15 protein-coding genes are annotated in these 17,604 nt (G+C 60.4%); 2 read left to right on the top strand and 13 right to left on the bottom strand.

Annotation, left to right across the window (positions count from 1 at the left end):
* Positions 1–80: 80 nt before the first annotated feature.
* Positions 81–860: a peptidoglycan editing factor PgeF gene (gene pgeF / locus HXS65_RS15970; RefSeq protein ID WP_077373486.1), complete on the bottom strand. Its 780-nt coding sequence runs from the start codon at positions 858–860 to the stop codon at positions 81–83.
* A 39-nt stretch (positions 861–899) separates the two neighbouring features.
* A complete protein-coding gene (rluD, locus tag HXS65_RS15965) occupies positions 900–1,853 on the bottom strand; it encodes a 23S rRNA pseudouridine(1911/1915/1917) synthase RluD (RefSeq protein WP_176494356.1) in 954 nt (317 codons plus the stop codon).
* Between the two features lie 106 nt (positions 1,854–1,959).
* Here rluD and HXS65_RS15960 point away from each other — a divergent pair, with 106 nt between their 5' ends.
* Entirely contained in the window at positions 1,960–2,751 is a 792-nt protein-coding gene (locus HXS65_RS15960) for an outer membrane protein assembly factor BamD (RefSeq protein ID WP_103751389.1), read from the top strand.
* 152 nt (positions 2,752–2,903) lie between these two features.
* Here HXS65_RS15960 and HXS65_RS15955 read toward each other — a convergent pair whose 3' ends face one another.
* A complete protein-coding gene (locus HXS65_RS15955; RefSeq protein WP_176494355.1) occupies positions 2,904–4,538 on the bottom strand; it encodes an NAD+ synthase in 1,635 nt (544 codons plus the stop codon).
* Positions 4,539–4,718: 180 nt separating this feature from the next.
* Between HXS65_RS15955 and HXS65_RS15950 the strand changes: the two genes are divergently transcribed.
* Positions 4,719–4,982 (top strand): PP0621 family protein, encoded by a 264-nt coding sequence (locus HXS65_RS15950; protein WP_077373474.1) that lies wholly within the window; start codon positions 4,719–4,721, stop codon positions 4,980–4,982.
* A 56-nt stretch (positions 4,983–5,038) separates the two neighbouring features.
* Here HXS65_RS15950 and thiO read toward each other — a convergent pair whose 3' ends face one another.
* The 10 genes from thiO to HXS65_RS15900 form a co-directional block, all read right to left on the bottom strand.
* Complete coding sequence (thiO, locus tag HXS65_RS15945; RefSeq protein WP_176494354.1) at positions 5,039–6,184, bottom strand: glycine oxidase ThiO; 1,146 nt, start codon at positions 6,182–6,184, stop codon at positions 5,039–5,041.
* A gap of 114 nt (positions 6,185–6,298) precedes the next feature.
* Positions 6,299–6,799: a type IV pilin protein gene (locus tag HXS65_RS17650; RefSeq protein ID WP_084207768.1), complete on the bottom strand. Its 501-nt coding sequence runs from the start codon at positions 6,797–6,799 to the stop codon at positions 6,299–6,301.
* Between the two features lie 111 nt (positions 6,800–6,910).
* Entirely contained in the window at positions 6,911–9,085 is a 2,175-nt protein-coding gene (locus HXS65_RS15935) for a pilus assembly protein (RefSeq protein WP_176494353.1), read from the bottom strand.
* 1,240 nt (positions 9,086–10,325) lie between these two features.
* Positions 10,326–10,865, bottom strand: coding sequence for a hypothetical protein (locus tag HXS65_RS15930; RefSeq protein WP_176494352.1), 540 nt, complete (start codon positions 10,863–10,865; stop codon positions 10,326–10,328).
* Entirely contained in the window at positions 10,862–11,797 is a 936-nt protein-coding gene (locus HXS65_RS15925; RefSeq protein ID WP_176494351.1) for a PilW family protein, read from the bottom strand. Before HXS65_RS15925 ends, HXS65_RS15930 begins: the two co-directional genes overlap by 4 nt.
* A gap of 65 nt (positions 11,798–11,862) precedes the next feature.
* Positions 11,863–12,369, bottom strand: a complete 507-nt coding sequence (locus HXS65_RS15920; protein WP_176494350.1) for a hypothetical protein — start codon at positions 12,367–12,369, stop codon at positions 11,863–11,865.
* Positions 12,353–12,898, bottom strand: coding sequence for a GspH/FimT family pseudopilin (locus HXS65_RS15915; RefSeq protein ID WP_176494349.1), 546 nt, complete (start codon positions 12,896–12,898; stop codon positions 12,353–12,355). Before HXS65_RS15915 ends, HXS65_RS15920 begins: the two co-directional genes overlap by 17 nt.
* 242 nt (positions 12,899–13,140) lie before the next feature.
* On the bottom strand, positions 13,141–13,626 hold the full coding sequence (locus tag HXS65_RS15910) for a type IV pilin protein (RefSeq protein WP_176494348.1): 486 nt from the start codon (positions 13,624–13,626) through the stop codon (positions 13,141–13,143).
* Complete coding sequence (locus HXS65_RS15905; RefSeq protein WP_176494347.1) at positions 13,626–13,970, bottom strand: hypothetical protein; 345 nt, start codon at positions 13,968–13,970, stop codon at positions 13,626–13,628. Before HXS65_RS15905 ends, HXS65_RS15910 begins: the two co-directional genes overlap by 1 nt.
* 10 nt (positions 13,971–13,980) lie before the next feature.
* Complete coding sequence (locus tag HXS65_RS15900; RefSeq protein WP_176494346.1) at positions 13,981–17,595, bottom strand: pilus assembly protein; 3,615 nt, start codon at positions 17,593–17,595, stop codon at positions 13,981–13,983.
* Positions 17,596–17,604 lie beyond the last annotated feature (9 nt).

Here is a 17,604-nt window from a genome sequence, read left to right as displayed (position 1 = left end):
ATCAGGTCAACGGGGCGCTTTTGTCTTTCGGCTTGCCGAGCGTCGGTGCATCGCGGCGGCCAGGTCTCCACTTCATGCTATCAGCGTAACCAGATCACCGTGGCCATTCGCCCCGTCACGCCATCATCACGGCGATGGGAGTAGAAGCGCGATTCCGAGGCGGTGCAGAAGTGTCCGCCACTGACATGACCGACCCCCGCACGCTCCAGCCGCAGGCGAGCCAGCTTGTAGAGGTCGCCCATGTAGTGGCCCAGCCGATAGGGGCTGGATTCGAAGGCGTCGTCGGCCTCGGGGAGATCCGCGATAAAGGCGTCACGCACCTCGGGGCCGACCTCGAACTGGGCATTGGAGATCGCCGGGCCCAGCCAGGCCATCAGCTCGCCCGGGTCATCTCCAAGACGAGCGACAGTGGCTTCCAGCACACCTTCCACCAGGCCACGCCAGCCCGCATGCGCCACCCCGACCCGCGTCCCCTGACGATCACAGAACAGCACCGGCAGGCAGTCCGCCGTCATCACCACGCAGGCCTGCCCCGTACCGGTACTGATGCAGGCGTCAGCACGTGGTGGCACCGCCTCATGGCGCTCATCGGCGTGACAGACGTCAAAGGCATCCACCACCTGAGTCCCATGCACCTGATCCAGCCACGCCAGCGGACGACCATCATCGACCTCCGCCGCGAGCAGGTCACGCACCCGCGCGACCATCGCCGGATCATCCCCGACATGCCGCGCCGGATTGAAGCCAGCGTATGGACCCTGACTCGGGCCGCTCTCACGCGTGGTCACGAAGGCCTGCACCGGACTGGGTGCTGGCCAGTCCGGCAGAATCAGGGTCGGGCGTAGACTGTCGTCGTGCATAACCTCTCCTGGCGCGATGGGATACGCGAACCGAGCCCCTCAGCGGGCGATGTCTTCCTTGAGATAGTCGATCAAGACCAGCATGTCACCCGGCATCTCGGCGCGGAATTCGACTTCCTTGCCCGAGATCGGGTGGATGAAGGCGAGGCGACGGGCATGCAGCGCCTGACGCGGGAACTGACGCAGCAGCTCCTTGAGCGGGTCACTGGCCCCCGGCGGAAGCTTCAGACGGCCTCCGTAGACCGGGTCCCCGATCAGTGGATAGCGCTGGTGCGCCATGTGCACACGGATCTGGTGGGTACGCCCGGTTTCCAGCTTGCAGCGGATATGGGTATGCCCCCGGAAGCGCTCCACCACGCGAAAATGCGTGATCGCCATCTTGCCGCTATGGGTCACGGCCTGACGCTTGCGATCCTTGGGGTGACGCCCGATGGGCGCATCCACGGTACCGCCCGCCGTCAGCACACCGGTCACGACGGCATCGTACTCGCGAGACACGGTACGCGCCTGCAGCTGCTCGACCAGGTCCGCCTGGGCGGTCAGCGACTTGGCGACCACCATCAGGCCACTGGTGTCCTTGTCGAGACGATGCACGATCCCGGCACGCGGCAGCATGGCATTGCCCGGACAATGGTGCAGGATGGCATTGAGCAGCGTGCCATCCGGATTGCCGGCCCCCGGGTGCACGACCATGCCGTGCTCCTTGTTGATGACCAGCACGTCGTCATCCTCGAAGACGATCTCGAGCTCGATGTCCTCGGGGCCATGACTGACTTCTTCTTCAAGCTCGGCGGTCAGGGCCAGACGTTCACCGCCATAGACCTTCTCGCGGGGTTTGACAGCGGCACCGTCGAGGGTCAAGGCACCGGTCTTGATCCAGTGCTTGAGGCGCTCGCGGGAATAGTCGGAGAAGATCTCGGCGCAGGCCTGATCAAGGCGCATGCCAATCATCGCCTCCGGGATCCGCTCTTCGCGGTTGATGGTGTCTGCCATATTGCTCTCTGAGGCCGTTTCGCAGGAAAGGGCCTTTGCTTTATAGTGAGTGCGGATCGGCGGATTCTAGCATGCCCGCCATGGATTGCCCGAGATGAGGAAACCGATGCGCGCCCTTCCCTTGACTGCCTTCGCCCTGGCCAGCACCTTGCTGGTCGGCTGTGCGTCCAACGAGCCGGCACCGGATCTTCAGGAGCAGGAGCTGTACCGTCAGGCTCAGGTTTCCCTGGATACCAGCCGCTTCAACTCCGCCGTGCAACAACTTGAAGCACTGGATACTCGCTTCCCGTTCGGCAGCTATGCCGAACAGTCGCAGCTGGAGCTGATCTACGCCTACTACCAGGTGGACAACTGGGAAGCCGCACGCGCGGCGGCCAGCCGCTTCATTCGGCTGCACCCGGACCACCCGCAGGTCGATTATGCCTACTACATGCGTGGACTGGCAGCCTATAGTGCAGGGCGCTTCAGCCTGGAATCGCTGGACCTGATCGACATCTCCAAGCGGGATCTCGGTGCGACGCGGGACGCCTACGTCGACTTCGGCGAGCTGGTGCGCCGCTTCCCCAACAGCACCTACGCCGCAGATTCGCGTCAGCGCATCATCTATCTGCGCAACGTACTCGCGCGTGGCGAGCTGCAGACAGCGGATTTCTATCTGCGCAAGCAGGCCTATCTGGCCGCCGTGAAGCGTGGCGAGTGGGTGATCGAGCACTACCCTAACACTCCTGCCACTCGCGATGCGCTGGCCGTGATGGTCGAAGGCTATCTGGGCCTCGGTCTGCGCGACCGCGCCAGCGAGACGCTCAAGGTGCTGATCCAGAATGATCCGGACAACAAGCGTCTGGATGGCCGTACCTTCGAGCCGCGCTACGTGAAGGCGGATGACCTGACCGTCTGACGATCAGGCTTCCCGCCTCACCATCGAAAAGCCCGTGATCACCGATCACGGGCTTTTTTCGTGCTGTCAGCATGGCCAGAATCGTCGGACTCAGGCGCTTTCAGCGGCTTGCGCAAAGAATCCGCAATCCCTGACACCGGACATGAGTTGCCTCAGTCGCCGGCCGCCCAGCCATTGACGATCGGGTAGCGACGGTCACGCCCGAAGCCACGCGGCGTGACACGCACGCCAACCGGTGCCTGACGGCGCTTGTACTCACAGCGGTCGACGAGACGCACCACACGATAGACATCCTCTTCCTCGAAACCGGCACGGATGATCGCCTCGGCACTCATGTCACCCTCGATGTAATGGGTGAGAATCGCATCCAGGGTGTCGTAGTCCGGCAGCGAGTCGCTATCGAGCTGGTCTTCGGCGAGCTCCGCGGACGGCGGACGCGTGATGACACGCTCCGGAATCGCCGGGCCCATGGTGTTGCGCCAGTTGGCGAGACGGAATACCCAGGTCTTGTAGACGTCCTTGAGCGCATTGTAGCCACCGACCATGTCGCCATAGAGCGTGGCGTAACCCACCGCCATCTCGCTCTTGTTGCCAGTGGTCAGCACCATCAGGCCCTTCTTGTTGGAGATGGCCATCAGCAGCACGCCACGACAGCGTGACTGCAGGTTCTCCTCGGTGGTGTCGCGCACACTGCCGGCAAAGCTCTCCGCCAATGTCTCGGTGAACGCCTCGACCATCGGGGCGATGGGCATCACCTCGTAATTCACGCCCAGCAGTGTCGCCTGCTCGGCAGCGTCTTCCCTGGAGATGTCCGCGGTGTAGTGGTACGGCATCATCACCGCATGCACGCGGTCCGCGCCCAGCGCATCGACGGCAATCGCCAGCGACAGGCCGGAGTCGATGCCACCAGAGAGACCCAGCACCACGCCCTTGAAGCCGCTCTTGTTGACGTAGTCACGCAGGCCAGTGACCAGTGCGCAGTAGAGCGACTCTTCCGGTGACAGCAGCTCGGCGATCTCGCCGCTCTGCGGCGCCCAGCTACCGCCTTCCTCCTTGAGGAACTGCACCGGCATCAGGCCGACATCCCACCAGGGTGCCTGCACGCAGGTATTGCCCTCGGCATCGATGGCGGCGGAGCCACCATCGAAGACCAGCTCGTCCTGGCCACCGATCTGATTGACGTAGACCAGCGGACACTTCACTTCGGCCGCCCGCTGAGCGAACAGATGATTGCGCTCGGCCGGCTTCTCCAGATGATAGGGCGAGGCATTGAGGCTGACGAGAATGTCCGCGCCGGCATCCCGCGCCTGACGAACGGGCGCGCCATCCCACAGGTCTTCACAGATGACGATACCCAGACGGGCGCCGCGGCATTCCACCACGCAGGCCTCGGAGCCCGGCGTGAAGTAACGCTGCTCATCGAAGACCTGATAATTGGGCAAGGCCTGCTTGGCATACTCGGCGATCCACTCGCCATCCTTGAGCACGCCGGCCAGATTGTAGCGCTTGCCGTCACGCATGCCGGGGTAGCCGACGATGACCATCACGCCGCGCGCGACCTTGCTGGCCATCCGCGCGCGCGCCTCGTCGAGTCGTGCCTCCATGGATTCGCGCAGCAACAGGTCTTCCGGCGGGTAGCCGGTCAGACACAGCTCGGGCAGCACGACGACGTCGGCCTTGTGCTCGAGACTCGCTTCACGGACGGCTTCGATGGCACGCTCGGTATTGCCGGGGATATCACCGACCAGCGGGTCGAGCTGGGCCATCACCAGAGTCAGATCTTGCATGCGGTAAGGATCTCTCGATTGGCGGTTCGATAAGGGGCCAGTACACTGTGGCCAGACATCTGGCTCAGACTGCTGAGCCGTGCACCGGCTCATCAGTCTCATGATGGCCGCCATTGTCCCGCAAGGTCGCGCCGCTGGCAAAAAGCCACGCGCGCCGCCTCATCTGGGAGTCATATAGGAATGAGCCTGTTGATCATCCGTCTGCTGGTATTCGTCGTCCTGTTCTGGGCAGGCCTGCGCCTCTATCGCATGTATCGCCAATGGAAGCTGAGCCAGGACAACCACGATGACGGCCAGCCTGCCGAGCGCGAGGCCCAGAACATGGTGCGCTGCGCCTACTGCGATCTGCATCTGCCGGAAAATGACGCCATCCGCCATGAAGCGCTGCACTTCTGCTGTCAGGAGCACCAGCAGCATTTCCTCGACGAGGGCCCACGCAAGTAACGCGCTGTCTTCCCCCTCGAGACGAAGGCTCGAGGGGGAAGACGCCATGACGATGCTCAGGCCCAGCGCGTCGCGTCTGGCTGGGACGAGGCTTCCAGCGTGGCGATCTCGCCCAGCAAGGTCTCGGGCTGGTAGGGGGTGGGGTCGATGATCGGCGTACGCCCCAGCAACTGATCCGCCAGCAGGCGGGTCGAGGCCGGCGCCAGTACCAGGCCATTGCGATAGTGACCGGCATTGACGTGCAGGTGGCGGCGTTCGGGCACGGCACCGATGAACGGCGTGCCGGTCGGCGAACCGGGACGCAGCCCCGCCCAGTGATGCTCGACCTCACACTCGGCCAGCGCCGGGATGATCTCGCAGGCGCTCTTGATCAGCGACTCACGCGCCTCAAGGGTGGTCGCCTTGTCGAAGCCGACCTCCTCCAGCGTGGAACCCGCCACGATGCGCCCATCGGCACGTGGAATCACGTAGCGTCCATTCTTGAGTACCACGCGCTCCACCAGCCCCTTGGGTGCCTTGAACAGCACCATCTGGCCGCGTACCGGCCGCACCGGCAGCGCCAGCCCCGCCTCACTCAATATCTCGCGACTCCAGGCGCCCCCACAGACCACGACCTGTCCGGCGGACAGCACTGAATTGGCGGTCTGCACGCCGATGGCGGTGTCGTCCTGCAGCAGAATGCCCTGCACCGCGACATTCTCGAGCAGACGTACGCGCGGGTGGGCATCGAGAGCGGCGCGCAGTGACTTGCCCAGGCGCGGATTGCGGATGCTGCCCAGCGTCGGCATCCACAGCGCCGATTCGCAACCGGGCGCGACGGCCGGTGCCTTGTCGTAAAGAAAGTCAGCCTCCACGCGCGTCAGCGGCTTGGTGTATTCCTCGGACCACGCCAGTGCCTGCTCGGCATCCTCGACATTCAGGTACAGCAGACCCTGCTGGCGATATTCGGGGTCGATGCCGGTGGTCTCGATCAGGCGCTCGGCCAACGTGGGGTAGAAACCTTCCGACCAGGCAGACAGGCGTGAGATCGGCGCACTATAACGCCACGGATACAACGGCGAGACGATACCGCCGCCCGCCCAGGATGCCTCGCGCCCACACTGGCCCCGCTCGACCAGCGTGACCTCGGCGCCGCCATCCGCCAGTTCCAGCGCAGTCAGCATGCCGATCACGCCACCGCCTACCACCACAAAGTCATTCACGCCTGTTCGCTCCTGCCTCAAGACCGGGAAAGGCTTCCAGAATACGCCGCCCGCAAGGCGGTGCAAGCGAGCCGCGCCCAATCCAGCATCGCGCCGTGGCCGCTCTCGCCACTGCTACCAGCAATCGCCATCGCCGGTCGTGTCGCGGATGCCGGTATTGGTGAGGGTCAGCGCAGGGCAATCGCTATCGGCGCTCTGAGGCGCCACCGCAGTCGCGATCAGCGTGAAGCGGGTCGTCGTGGCGCCATCCTCCAAGCTCAGGGCGTAATAGCCTTCCGGCGACTCGGTGGCGCGCCCCAGTCCCTCCTCGTCACAATCGCTGTCACCGGCGATGCTGGTCGCGTAGCCACCGCAACGCGCCATGTAGCGCTCCTGAGCCTGTGCCAATGACATCAGTGCCGCCTGCCCATCGGCACGACGTGAGCGGATTACCTGATCCTGATAGCTCGGGTAGGCGATCGCCGCGAGGATGCCGACGATGACGACCACGATCATGATTTCCGTCAACGTGAAACCGCGGGCGTACCTGCGGTGAGACAGCGCATTGCGAGACAGAGCACTGCGAGACAGGGCACTGCGGGACAGGCTAGCGCCTAGAGAGAGAAAGCTGGCCATGAAGATCTTCCTTGAAAGGGGGGCTTGAAGGTACTGCTGGGAAGTGAAGGCGCCGCCACACTCTGAGAGAGCGTGACGGCGTCGGGGGCATGCATCACAGATGCAATGCGATCAGCGCAGTTGATACCAGGAAACACGACCGGTATCCGTCGAGCTGGACACGTTCAGGTCGTAGGATGAGACGGTGCCTTCTACCGTTCCCAATGAGCTGCTACCCACATAGACCGTATTGCCGACACTGACGCTGGACGTCGGCGTACCGCTCAGTTTCACGCTGACGACCACATTGCCGACGGCGACGGTGTTGTCGATGATGGTGCCGACCAGATCATCGGCGCTGAAGGCTTCATCCTGATTGAAATCGAAGATGGTCACATAGCTGCCTTCGCTGTCGTCGTAGGTCGGCAACCCTGTCTCGGTATCCAGCGCGACCAGCCAGCCGCCCCCGGTGCTTTCACAGAAGTTGGTCCCCGTGCTGGAGGTGCTGGTAGAGAAGACCACCAGGTTGGAGAGCAGGTTGGCCGGCTCGACCAGCTCTTCCTGCTCGGAGGCATCCAGATCCAGATACCAGCCGAAGCGATCGCTGTCCTGATCTTCCAGCTGGCTGGGGTAATAGCTGAAGCTGTCGCCACCGAGAGTCCGTCCAGTCAGCTCCCCGTTGGTGTAGCTGCCACTGACGAAAGTCCGCTCCTCGAGGTTGCTGCGCATCAAGCTGGTGTGACTGCCACCGGCATCCAGCACGGTGTAGAGGCTCTGGGTGACCCAGGCCTCGTCCTCGGCATCAGCGTACATGTCCTGCCCTGTTCCGAAGGACACCAGCAGATTGGGCGAAGACATGGTCTGCGTGCCTCCGGAGTAGCGACTCAGCGTCGGTTTGACCGTGATCGGTTGCAGCGCATCCGTCTGGCACTCCCCGCCAGTCAGGCTGGTAGCACAGGCCGTGAACAGCCGCGTGACACTCCACTTGCTGCTGTCATCATCACTGAGATCGAACTTCCACAACCGCCCCTGAAGATCCCCTCCATAGGCAAAATCGACGGTGCCATTGCTGTCGATATCAGCAACCTGCAGATTGGCCAGGCCGCCGGTCACCCCACTGGGGGACAACTTGGCGATCACGCCACCGGCATTGACTCCATCGAGCTCCAGCGCGAACAACGTCGGCGCGGCGTTCTCATCGGCGGTTTCCAGGCCATTGCCGACCAGCACCGCACTGTCACCATTGTTCAGTGATACGATATGCGCACTGCCGAAGACATGCCCCATGTCATCATCGTCGCTTGAGCCGAATTCCCAGCGCACTACATCATCTTCATCGAAGTCTTCACCCGCCACGGCCTTGGTGACATTTAGCACGAACAGGCCGCGTCCACCGCCCGCCAGACCGGATACCAGCCACTCCTCGCCATCCAGACTGGCGATACGCACTTCACCATCGACATAATAGCGATGCTGATAGCCCGGGTCGGTCAGATAGCCCAGCCCTGCGTCGTCCTCTTCGCTATAGAGCAGCTCCGGAATGTAGGCGAACTGCTCGCTACCGGTATTGAGGTCGAAGGCGTGCAGCATGCCGTCGTTGGCCCCGACGAAGACACTGCCCTGTGTCGTCGAGTCCTCACGTGTCACGACGACTGGCGATGAGCCGATGATGTCGCCCAGCTGCACGCCAGTGCGATTGCGCAGACCATCGCCCTCATATTCATCACTGCCCCGCAACCACTCGATCGCTGCCTTCACATGGTCATCGGTAGAGTTGCCACCGACTTCCATGCGCGCGAGATCGTTGCGCTGGCTCGAGCTCAGCCGGCCCGCGTTGTCGGTCGTGAACTCGACGCCGTTCCCCCCGGACATGGTGAAGACCGTACGTGACTCGAGGCCATCCTTCTCTGCCAATGCCTCACTCAGCTGGGTGGCAGCACTCCAGAGCTGGTCGTCATCCTCGACATCCTTGCCCTCCTGTACCGAGGAGGCCACTACATCTCCCGTCCAGGTCGAGGCGGAATAGCGGCTCTCGACCAGTCGACTGTCCGTCTCGACACTGGCCGTCGTCAGATTGGTAGAAAGGCCGCTGACACTGTTGCCTACCGCAACGATCTCGGAGGCGATCGCCGCCAGCGCCGAGACAAGATCCGTCGGGCTGGAGGCATTGAAGTAGGAGCCGCCGCCATCGATGGCGGCCTGTTCCAGGTCATCGATGGTACTGGAGCTGCTCTCCGTAACGCGATCCTTGTCATCCCAGTCGTTACTAGTCGACTCGACCCCGAACGCCACCGTATAGGTCGTCATCACCTGCTTTTCATAGGTCCCGCTTCCAAGCTTCGGCAGGAGATCATTATGTGCATAATAATAAGCGACATCCGCCAAGGTGGCATCGCCACCAGATCGGCCATTACTTTGTTGCCAAGTGCGACCATCACCGTTGGCATCACGAATATCTCTTTCAATCGCATTGGAGTCTGAGGAGTCCTCGGAATTCCAGAAACCATCGGTTATGAGAACAGTGAAATTCTGCTGACACATGCCGCCTTCATCTTCTGAGAGTATCGGCGTAGCTCCTAGAGATGGATAATTATCGCTATAATATTCTCCAGCACGATACAGTGCCTCACGGAGAGGCGTACCACGATAAGTATTATAACCATTGACCGTACTTGGAATTATTTCCGACTCGACAATAGCATCTCTGATCTCTTCAAGATGTTTGTTGCCGCTATCGCTATTCGTCACCAGCTCAACCACTGCCCCCAAAACATTGGTTACGTATTGGATAATCGAGTCAAAAATATTATCAACTTCAACTTTTCTCGAAGTACTAGCACCAGGATTTATCGTAATGAAACCTGTGCGATACTCAATGCCTGAAAGTAGCTCCAAACCAGCAGCCTTACCAACACTCAAACGACTCCTGTAGTAAGTAAACCAGTTGGCATAATTAACCTTCTGCGCAGACGTCAAGTCAGAGACAGACCTCTTGATACTACAGTCGCTTCCAGTGTAATAACGATAATTCAGACTAGAGTCCGTAAGATCGACTTTATTGTTTTTGCTATCCCCCGCACTAAAGTCTATCCATGCCGCAGTAGGATCCATATTATCATAGCGTTCATCACCATCACCTTTTTTCCAAGGTAGATAGGTTTGATCTGGGTCATATGCCTGAGTATTCTGTGATGAACAAAAAAACTTGTTGGATAAATTGGTGCGAGGTCTGAACACAATCGAGCACCCGGAAACTTGGCAGTAATAGGACTTATAGTACCAAGTATAAATCAGATTATAACCCTGTTCGTATTCACCACCCTCGAAGGTATCCTCGAATGACATCGAGCCCGAATCATCCAATACCAGCAGGACATTGGGGGTGACGCCGACGCTCTGGGTAGTGGGCAACTGAAGTAGCGTGTCGCTGTCTGCCAGTACGGGCAAGGTGACCACCAGCAGTCCGCTTGAGAGCAAGACCGGCAGGCGAATACGACGCAAGCCGCTGGGGCGGGGTGAATGCTTCGATTTCATCGATAGATTCCCTTCAATCGGCCATCATGATTTCGCTTTGCACCACTGCCAGTGCACGCTTTCTGCTCTCAAGGTCTCCCGCGCTCTCAAGACTCCAACCGGCGGCCGTGATGCGGAAGGCATTCAACAACTGGCTGCTGCTCAGGTTGTCGTCATTCAGAACGCCTTCTGTCGTTTCCCCAAGATATTCAATGACATAGTTACCATTGGCAGCCGCATTGCCACTCAGGATGCCCTCGCCATCCCAGGCGTCTGCCTGCAGAGGATCGAAGTCCAGACTTTCTCCCGCCGTCAGGTCATAGAAACCATCCTCGCCGAAGTCATCCAGCGTCAGCTCGCCCTCGAGCAGACGACTTTCGGCCTGCTGCTGAAGGCTCTCGGCCTCGGCATAGGCGTTGTCGTAGAACTGGGTATTCATCAGCATGCGGGTCTGCAACTGGGTATCCTCATTGCCCGTCACTGCCATCACGCCGACCACGATCAGCATGATCAACACGACCAGCAATGCCATCCCCTGCTGACGAGGATGCCGGGGGGCGTTCATCTGATTCATAGACCGATATTCCTCGGGCTCAGGGTAATGTCGAAGGTACGTTCCAATTCACCATCATCCTCACCCTCGACGTTGATCGTCGGTGGCGTCTTGAGGGTCAGGCTGATGTGGATACGTCTGACGCTACCCCAGTCATTTGCGGCTTCCACTTCCGCCGCGCTGCGCTCTACTGCGAAACGACTCGCACTGCCACTGCCCGAGGCCGTATCGAAGGACAGATCCAGCGCTTCGACGTATCGCGCCACTTCTTCATCACAGCCTGCGGTCGGGTCACCATCGACATCTTCTCCGTTCAGGCACAGACGGACGGGAGAATCGTCATCGGTCTGCGACAGCAGCAGATACCAACGCTGCAACGGGTAGACATATGCCTGGGTCTGCTGGGCACCGCCGTAGCCATGTTCCACAGCACTCGACAGATCCAGTGAATTGCTGCCATCGCCCGCCAGGCGAGCGATATCACCACTCTCGCAGTCACTGATCAGCACGACGCTATCCGCCTCCAGCGTATCGGCGGCGTAATCTTCAAGTACCAACGACGTATCCCCCTGAGCGACACTCGACCCGAGCTGCCAGCCACGCTGCGCTCCCAGTGCGGGTACCTGCAGGGCCAGGCGGTCGTAGGTGACCCCCGCCACCGTGTCGGACTCGGCCGTCAAGGGAGCATCGGACAGCGCGTGGCTGCCGGTGCCATCACTGACACTGCTCACCGACGCACAGCCGGAAAAACCGGCATTGCGCACCAATGGCTGCAAGCGACGCGTGACATGGCGCGCAGACTCCTGCAGGTAGGACACGGCAGACGTCGTGTTGAGGGTTGAGCGCGAGGCGAGAAAGTACTCCAGCGCCATGGCGGAAATGAACAACCCCAGCACCAGCGCCAACATCAATTCGACCAAGCCGACGCCCTGCTGGGCACGCCGTGAAGGCATCGAGCGAGGCGCCCTGGGCGAGCGCGACGCGCAGGCTCGCCGCGAAAGAGAGACTTTCAATGACATCAGGGCACCACTCGTATCTGTAGGGTCTCGCTCAACGCCTGAGCATCGGCGTCCATGCTGTCTGCGTTCTGACCCAGCGGCGCGGCACCGCTCCAACCGAGAGTCAGTGTCAGAAGATCACTCCCGCTGCTGGCGATGGCCCCGACCGGCGCGTTCAGTCCACTGTCCTCTAGCCTGTACGCCCACACCGCTACATCGCGTGCCGCCAGCTCAGCAACACTGCAGGGACAATTGCCGGGATTGCCCGCGCTCTCGGTGTCGAGACCAGCGTAGTCATCCACGCCGTCAGGGTTGGCCTGGATACGCTCCGCCATGCTGATCAACAGGATGCGAGCTTCGGTACGCGCATAACTCTCGTTGTTGGCCTGCAGGCTCTCCATTTGCATGAGTCCGAAACCCAGCAACGTCAGCCCCATCAGCAACAGGGCGATCAGAGCCTCCAGCAGACTGGTACCTTGTTGCCCCTCTCTCGCGGGATGCGAGCCCACCTCAGCAACTCTGGTCATCGCTGCCATATGTCTCCGTCAGTACTCGTCCAATGGGGGTCAATTCAAGCTGGCGATGGCCCTGACCACCCGACTGGTCACAGATCAACAGCCAGGTGGAGTCCGGTGTCGCGCCCTGGTCATCAAAGGTCACGCCGGCGACATCTGCCTGCACGGTGATGGCGGCATCGAACAGACGCAACAGATCATCGCCCAGCGATACCCGAGCATCCGCCTGAGTGCCCTGCACGACCGCCCAGCCATTGCTCCAGCGGGTCGAATTCATGCAGGCATCACCCGCGGCATTCAGCGGACAGAGCGTGATGCTGCCACCACTGGCCACCGCCTCGCTGCGCGCGTAGTTGACCGAGGCAATGAGTGTCTCGGCGGTACTGGTCACGGCATTGCGCGCGACCACTCCCTGCCAGGCGGGGACGGCGATCGTGATCGTGATGACCAGCACTGCCAACGTGATCATCAGCTCGATCAACGTGAATCCTTGCTGCCCCTCCTGCTGACGTGTGCGTCGAAGCGCATGAAAAACTGACATCGTCATATCCCTGAGAAACACGCAGGCGAAGGTGCCCTTCGCGATGTGAAATGGGGCAATGTAACGTCAACCAGCCACATAATGGAATTATTATGTTACATAGAATTACCTGACATCCCACAAATTACTCATATTCATCATTGTTTCATCTTTGGTGGCGCGAGTTTCTGGACAACGAAAAGCCCCGATCCAAAAGAATCGGGGCTCGTGTCTGCTGCAAACGGGTGGCAGGGTGTGCTGCGTTACCAGCAATTGCTACTGTCGGTGCCTTCTGAATCTGCCAATACCGCAGCTCCCTTGATACCCAGCTCCGTCAACGTGAAAGTGGCACAGTCCTCATCATTGGCCTGACTGCCCGTGGCAGTGGCCGTCAGCGTATAGCTGTCGGCGTCCCCCGCGACGGCCAGTGTATAGAAGCCCTCCTCGCTGGCCGTATCAGCCTGTCCAAGCCCGATCCCGTCTCCGCCGAGCCCCAGAGCATCATCACAGTCCGTGGTGGTAGTCACACTGGCGGTCGCATATTCTCCGCAGGTGGCCATGATGCGCTCCTGGGTCTGGGCAAGCGCCAGCAGGGACGTGATGGCATCCGTGCGGCGTGAGCGCTCCACCTGATCCTGATAGCTGGGATAGGCGATAGCGGCCAGGATTCCGATGATGGCCACGGCAATCATCAGCTCCATCAAGCCGAAACCACCTTGTGATCGAGAACCGCCAGTTCGTCTGATCATCAACGCCCCCTGCGAAGCAGCGTGATATCGATCACCGGTCTTGGCTCGCCGCGCGGATCGAAGCGTACCTCGACCTCCTGCCCCGGATTGAGGTGGAATGCCTGAAGTTCTCGCCCATTGCGATTGAGGACGCGCGTGGAGGGCAGGATCACGAACCCCATGTCGTTGAGCTGCAGCTGGTCCCCCTCCACCTGGTCAATCACGCCTGTGACGGTCTGCTCCATGTCCAGCTGAATCAAGGTATCTGCCGCCATGGCCGTCCCGCCCCACCCCGTGAGGAGTGCACAGGCTGCCAGTATCCATGCGCCGCCGCTCCGCTGCCACTTGTGTCGTGATGTCTGCATGTTCCCTCTCCTAGCGCAGCTGGTACCAGGCACTACGGCCTTCCAGTCCATCGATCCCGAAGTCCATGGCCATCTCGACCACCTGATTGGTACCGCCCTGTCCGACGTACTGGGTATCTCCCAGGAACTTGGGCGAGGTGGGCTCCCCGTCCGTCTTTATCGACAGCACGACCTGATTGTTGACGTTGTCGCTGGCATCCACCTTGCCGTCGCCATTGTAGTCAAAGACCTGCTGGACACTGTTGTTGCTGCGGACCGGTTGCAGGCCATTGCGCAGGCTGAGGGCATTCAACCAGCCGCTGGCACCACCGGTACAGGGGCCATTGCTGCCCGGGATCGTGGTATTGAAGACGATCAGATCGCCACGTACTGCCGGAATCGTCACCAGACGCTCCCCGGAATCGGAAAGCTCCACATACCACCCGTACTGGATGCCATTGTTGTTCTGATTGGCATAATCGACACCCACACCGGTGACGGTACGTGCATCACTGACCCCGGTGATGTTCGTGAAGCTCTGCTTTTCCAGCTGTCCGTGATAACGACGCGTCGTGTCGCCCGTGTGCAATACGCTATAGAAAGACTGCGTCGAGGTGTCGATGGCATCCTGCAGTGTCAACAGTTGCCCCGTCCCCCAATAGACATTCAGGTACGGCGTATCGACGGTACTGTTGAAGACACCGCTGCGTGCCACGGCCACTCGCGAGGTGATGGGCTGGCGCGAAGCCGTCGGACAGGTCGATGTCGTGCTGTTCAGAGCCACCGCACATGACTGGAAGAGGCGCGACGTCTCGCCGCTCCCCACGTCATCCAACGAGAAATCACGCATGTCGAACACCCAGACATTGCCGTGAAGATCACCCGCGTAGACCCAATCGGTAATGCCATCGGCATCGATGTCCGCCAGCTCCGGGCTCGACATGCCATTGCAGTCGCTGTTGGCTGACGTGCAGGACCCCCCGGCATTGCTGCCCTGCTGTGAATCCAGCAGCGCGAAGTTTTCCGGGTCCTCCAGATCCACGATGAACAGTTTGGCACGCCCGTCACTATCCGCGTTGTAGCCATTGCCGAAGATGGCGTACCACTTGCCATCATCAAGTCGAGCAACCTGAATGTCGCTGAAGGTGTAACCGAGATCCTCGTGGGTGAATTCCCACTGCACGATATCCGCCGGCGAGGTGCCATTGGACTCCCCCAGCGTGTCGAAGGCTTCGGGATCCGTGATATCCAGCATGTAGACCGCCTTGCCACCCGCGCCAAGCCCCCCCACCAGGACCGAATGCCAGCTGGGAGCGTCTTCCTCTCCCAGTTGTACGTGGACATCGCGCGCGACAGGCGTGGCATCGACGTAATACTGGTGAACATAATTCTGGTCGGCGAGCTGACGAATGCCACGCCCACCCTCGATGCTGAAAGCGGCATATGGCATGTAGGCGAATTTCTCTTCCCCGCTTTCCATGTCGATGGCATGCAACATGCCATCGTTGGCACCGATGTAGATCATCGACTGGCGATCTTCATGCAAGGTCTTGAAGGAGCGGTACGAAGACACTTCCATGTCATTGCGGTAGCTGGCGGAAGGCGGGCCGACGATGGCCGGCGAGGCGTGGACGATATCACCGAGATAGTTGTCGTCACGATCACGGAACAAGGTACCTTCATAGGTATCATCGCCCTTGAGATAGCCGATCAGATTCTCGAGCTCCGACGTTCTCACGGCAAGCGGTGTCCCATTGAGCGTGAGGAAGGTCCCGCTCGTATCCAGAATCTGCCCCGTCAGCTGCGTCACGGTATCACCGACCAGCTCCAGCACGCCGCTCTGCCCGCCGGTCAACCCCAGGGCATTGGCCAGACCATTGCCATTCCCCAGGCCGAGCCCCAGACCGTTGCCGAGAGTCCCGGAGACCCCGTTTGCAGCTTCACGCACGGAGATCAGCACGGCATCGGTCAACAGCGTCTCGTCCAGGAAACCGACGAGGTCGAGAATCTGTTCCGCCTCCAATGAGCCGGCCTCCTCGATATCAAAGAAGAAGGCCTTCTCGTCGACGTCCGAAATCCCCGGATTATAGGTGATCACCTTGCGACTGCTGCTGCGACCGGCATCGTCACGCAACCACTCCGCGACGGACCACTCGGATGTGCTGCTCAAGGTGCCATCGCTGCCGATCTTGCGTGCGACCACATCCCCCGCCCAGTTGGCCGGGTCATAGGTCGTCTGGATGACATAGGCATCACTGGTCTGGCTACCACTGCTGATATCCAGACTGCCGGTGCTGGCAGCACGCCCCGCGATTGACTGGGCGATATTGTTCAATGCATCGATCAGGGCCTGGGGGTTGGCAGCACTCAGATACTCGCCGCGTCCATTCCAGGCGGCATGGCGAAGATCATCAATGGTGGTATTGGTATTGGACACCGGCTGAGGCCAGGTGAAGGAGGTATCGATACCGGATGGATTCTCGGTCAGGGAACCATCCACCCCGAAGCCGACAGTGTAGGTGACCATGTGCTGGGACGGATTTTCATCCACATCCGGCACGGTGGGAACGCTATTGATCAGATCAGTGCGCAGGTCGGTGCGATAGTAATACATCGCCACGTCACCCAAGGTATTGGAGTAACTGTCACGGTGACTGGCACTGATGTAATCACCGCTGCCACCATCGACATTGCCGACACTGGGACTTGAGCCATTCCAATAGCCATCAGTCATCATGATCGCGTAATTCTGCTGACACATGCCGCCTTCATCCGCACTCAGGATGGGCGCATTGTTCCCGGTACTGGCGAAGTATTCGCCGGCATTCTTCAAGGCCGTGCGCAGTGGAGTCCCGCCGGAGGGATAAGCGGTGAACAGCTCTTCCATCAGGTCGTCACGTTCATCGGCATCGGTCATGTCCGCGACGTTGCGGTTGTTGCGCCCCTGGATGGTACGCAGGCCTACCCGAGACTCGTTGGTATCGATGACGCCTGCCATGGCCGACTTGGCAACGGACATGCGGTCGCGGTAATAGGTGAACCAGTTGGCGAAGTTGGTCTTCTGCGCGGCGGACTGCTGGTTGATGTAGGTCTGACGCGTGGTATCCACATAAAGACCATTGCCACTTCGATAGAGCCCGCACTCCTCGAAGTCATACTCGCCGTCACCGTCATTGTCCGTCCAGGGCATGTAATAGACCCCGGTAAGATTGACGGTTGTCGTCGGCTCATAGGGATCCGCGCGCGCCGTCAGGAGCGTCGCGTCGAGGTAATCCGCTCCAAAGCGATCCTTGCCCGCCCAAGGGGCATAGGTGAGCGCCGGATTGTAGGCCAGGACATTGAAGCCATTGCACGAGCCAATGGCGCGGGCAACGCTGGTCTGGGATTGATGACTGACAGTCCCAAAGTTGCTGATCGAGTAGACTCCGGAGTCTCCAAGCACCGACGAGGCGGGCTGATAGCCCCAGTATTCGACGCCCTGATTGAGCGTATCCTCCCAGGCCATGCTGCCCGAATCATCAAGGATGAACAGGATATTGGGCTGAACACCGGTGGCTTCCGTCACTGGCGCACGAGCGATTTCCCCGGGAGCCGCCAGGCAAGGCAGAGCGAAAAGGCATAGGGCACCACTCAGCAGATAACGCATGTTCATGCT

The organism is Cobetia sp. 5-25-4-2 (genome assembly GCF_013374075.1).
GTDB lineage: Bacteria > Pseudomonadota > Gammaproteobacteria > Pseudomonadales > Halomonadaceae > Cobetia > Cobetia marina.
This window is presented reverse-complemented; position numbering and strand designations above follow the sequence as displayed.

Coding starts and splice junctions, on each gene's coding strand:
- pgeF (WP_077373486.1), bottom strand. CDS start 860: ATGCACGACGACAGTCTACGCCCGACCCTGATTCTGCCGGACTGGCCA.
- rluD (WP_176494356.1), bottom strand. CDS start 1,853: ATGGCAGACACCATCAACCGCGAAGAGCGGATCCCGGAGGCGATGATT.
- HXS65_RS15960 (WP_103751389.1), top strand. CDS start 1,960: ATGCGCGCCCTTCCCTTGACTGCCTTCGCCCTGGCCAGCACCTTGCTG.
- HXS65_RS15955 (WP_176494355.1), bottom strand. CDS start 4,538: ATGCAAGATCTGACTCTGGTGATGGCCCAGCTCGACCCGCTGGTCGGT.
- HXS65_RS15950 (WP_077373474.1), top strand. CDS start 4,719: ATGAGCCTGTTGATCATCCGTCTGCTGGTATTCGTCGTCCTGTTCTGG.
- HXS65_RS17650 (WP_084207768.1), bottom strand. CDS start 6,799: ATGGCCAGCTTTCTCTCTCTAGGCGCTAGCCTGTCCCGCAGTGCCCTG.
- HXS65_RS15935 (WP_176494353.1), bottom strand. CDS start 9,085: ATGACGACCTATACGGTGGCGTTCGGGGTCGAGTCGACTAGTAACGAC.
- HXS65_RS15930 (WP_176494352.1), bottom strand. CDS start 10,865: ATGAATCAGATGAACGCCCCCCGGCATCCTCGTCAGCAGGGGATGGCA.
- HXS65_RS15925 (WP_176494351.1), bottom strand. CDS start 11,797: ATGCCTTCACGGCGTGCCCAGCAGGGCGTCGGCTTGGTCGAATTGATG.
- HXS65_RS15920 (WP_176494350.1), bottom strand. CDS start 12,369: ATGACCAGAGTTGCTGAGGTGGGCTCGCATCCCGCGAGAGAGGGGCAA.
- HXS65_RS15915 (WP_176494349.1), bottom strand. CDS start 12,898: ATGTCAGTTTTTCATGCGCTTCGACGCACACGTCAGCAGGAGGGGCAG.
- HXS65_RS15910 (WP_176494348.1), bottom strand. CDS start 13,626: ATGATCAGACGAACTGGCGGTTCTCGATCACAAGGTGGTTTCGGCTTG.
- HXS65_RS15905 (WP_176494347.1), bottom strand. CDS start 13,970: ATGCAGACATCACGACACAAGTGGCAGCGGAGCGGCGGCGCATGGATA.
- HXS65_RS15900 (WP_176494346.1), bottom strand. CDS start 17,595: ATGCGTTATCTGCTGAGTGGTGCCCTATGCCTTTTCGCTCTGCCTTGC.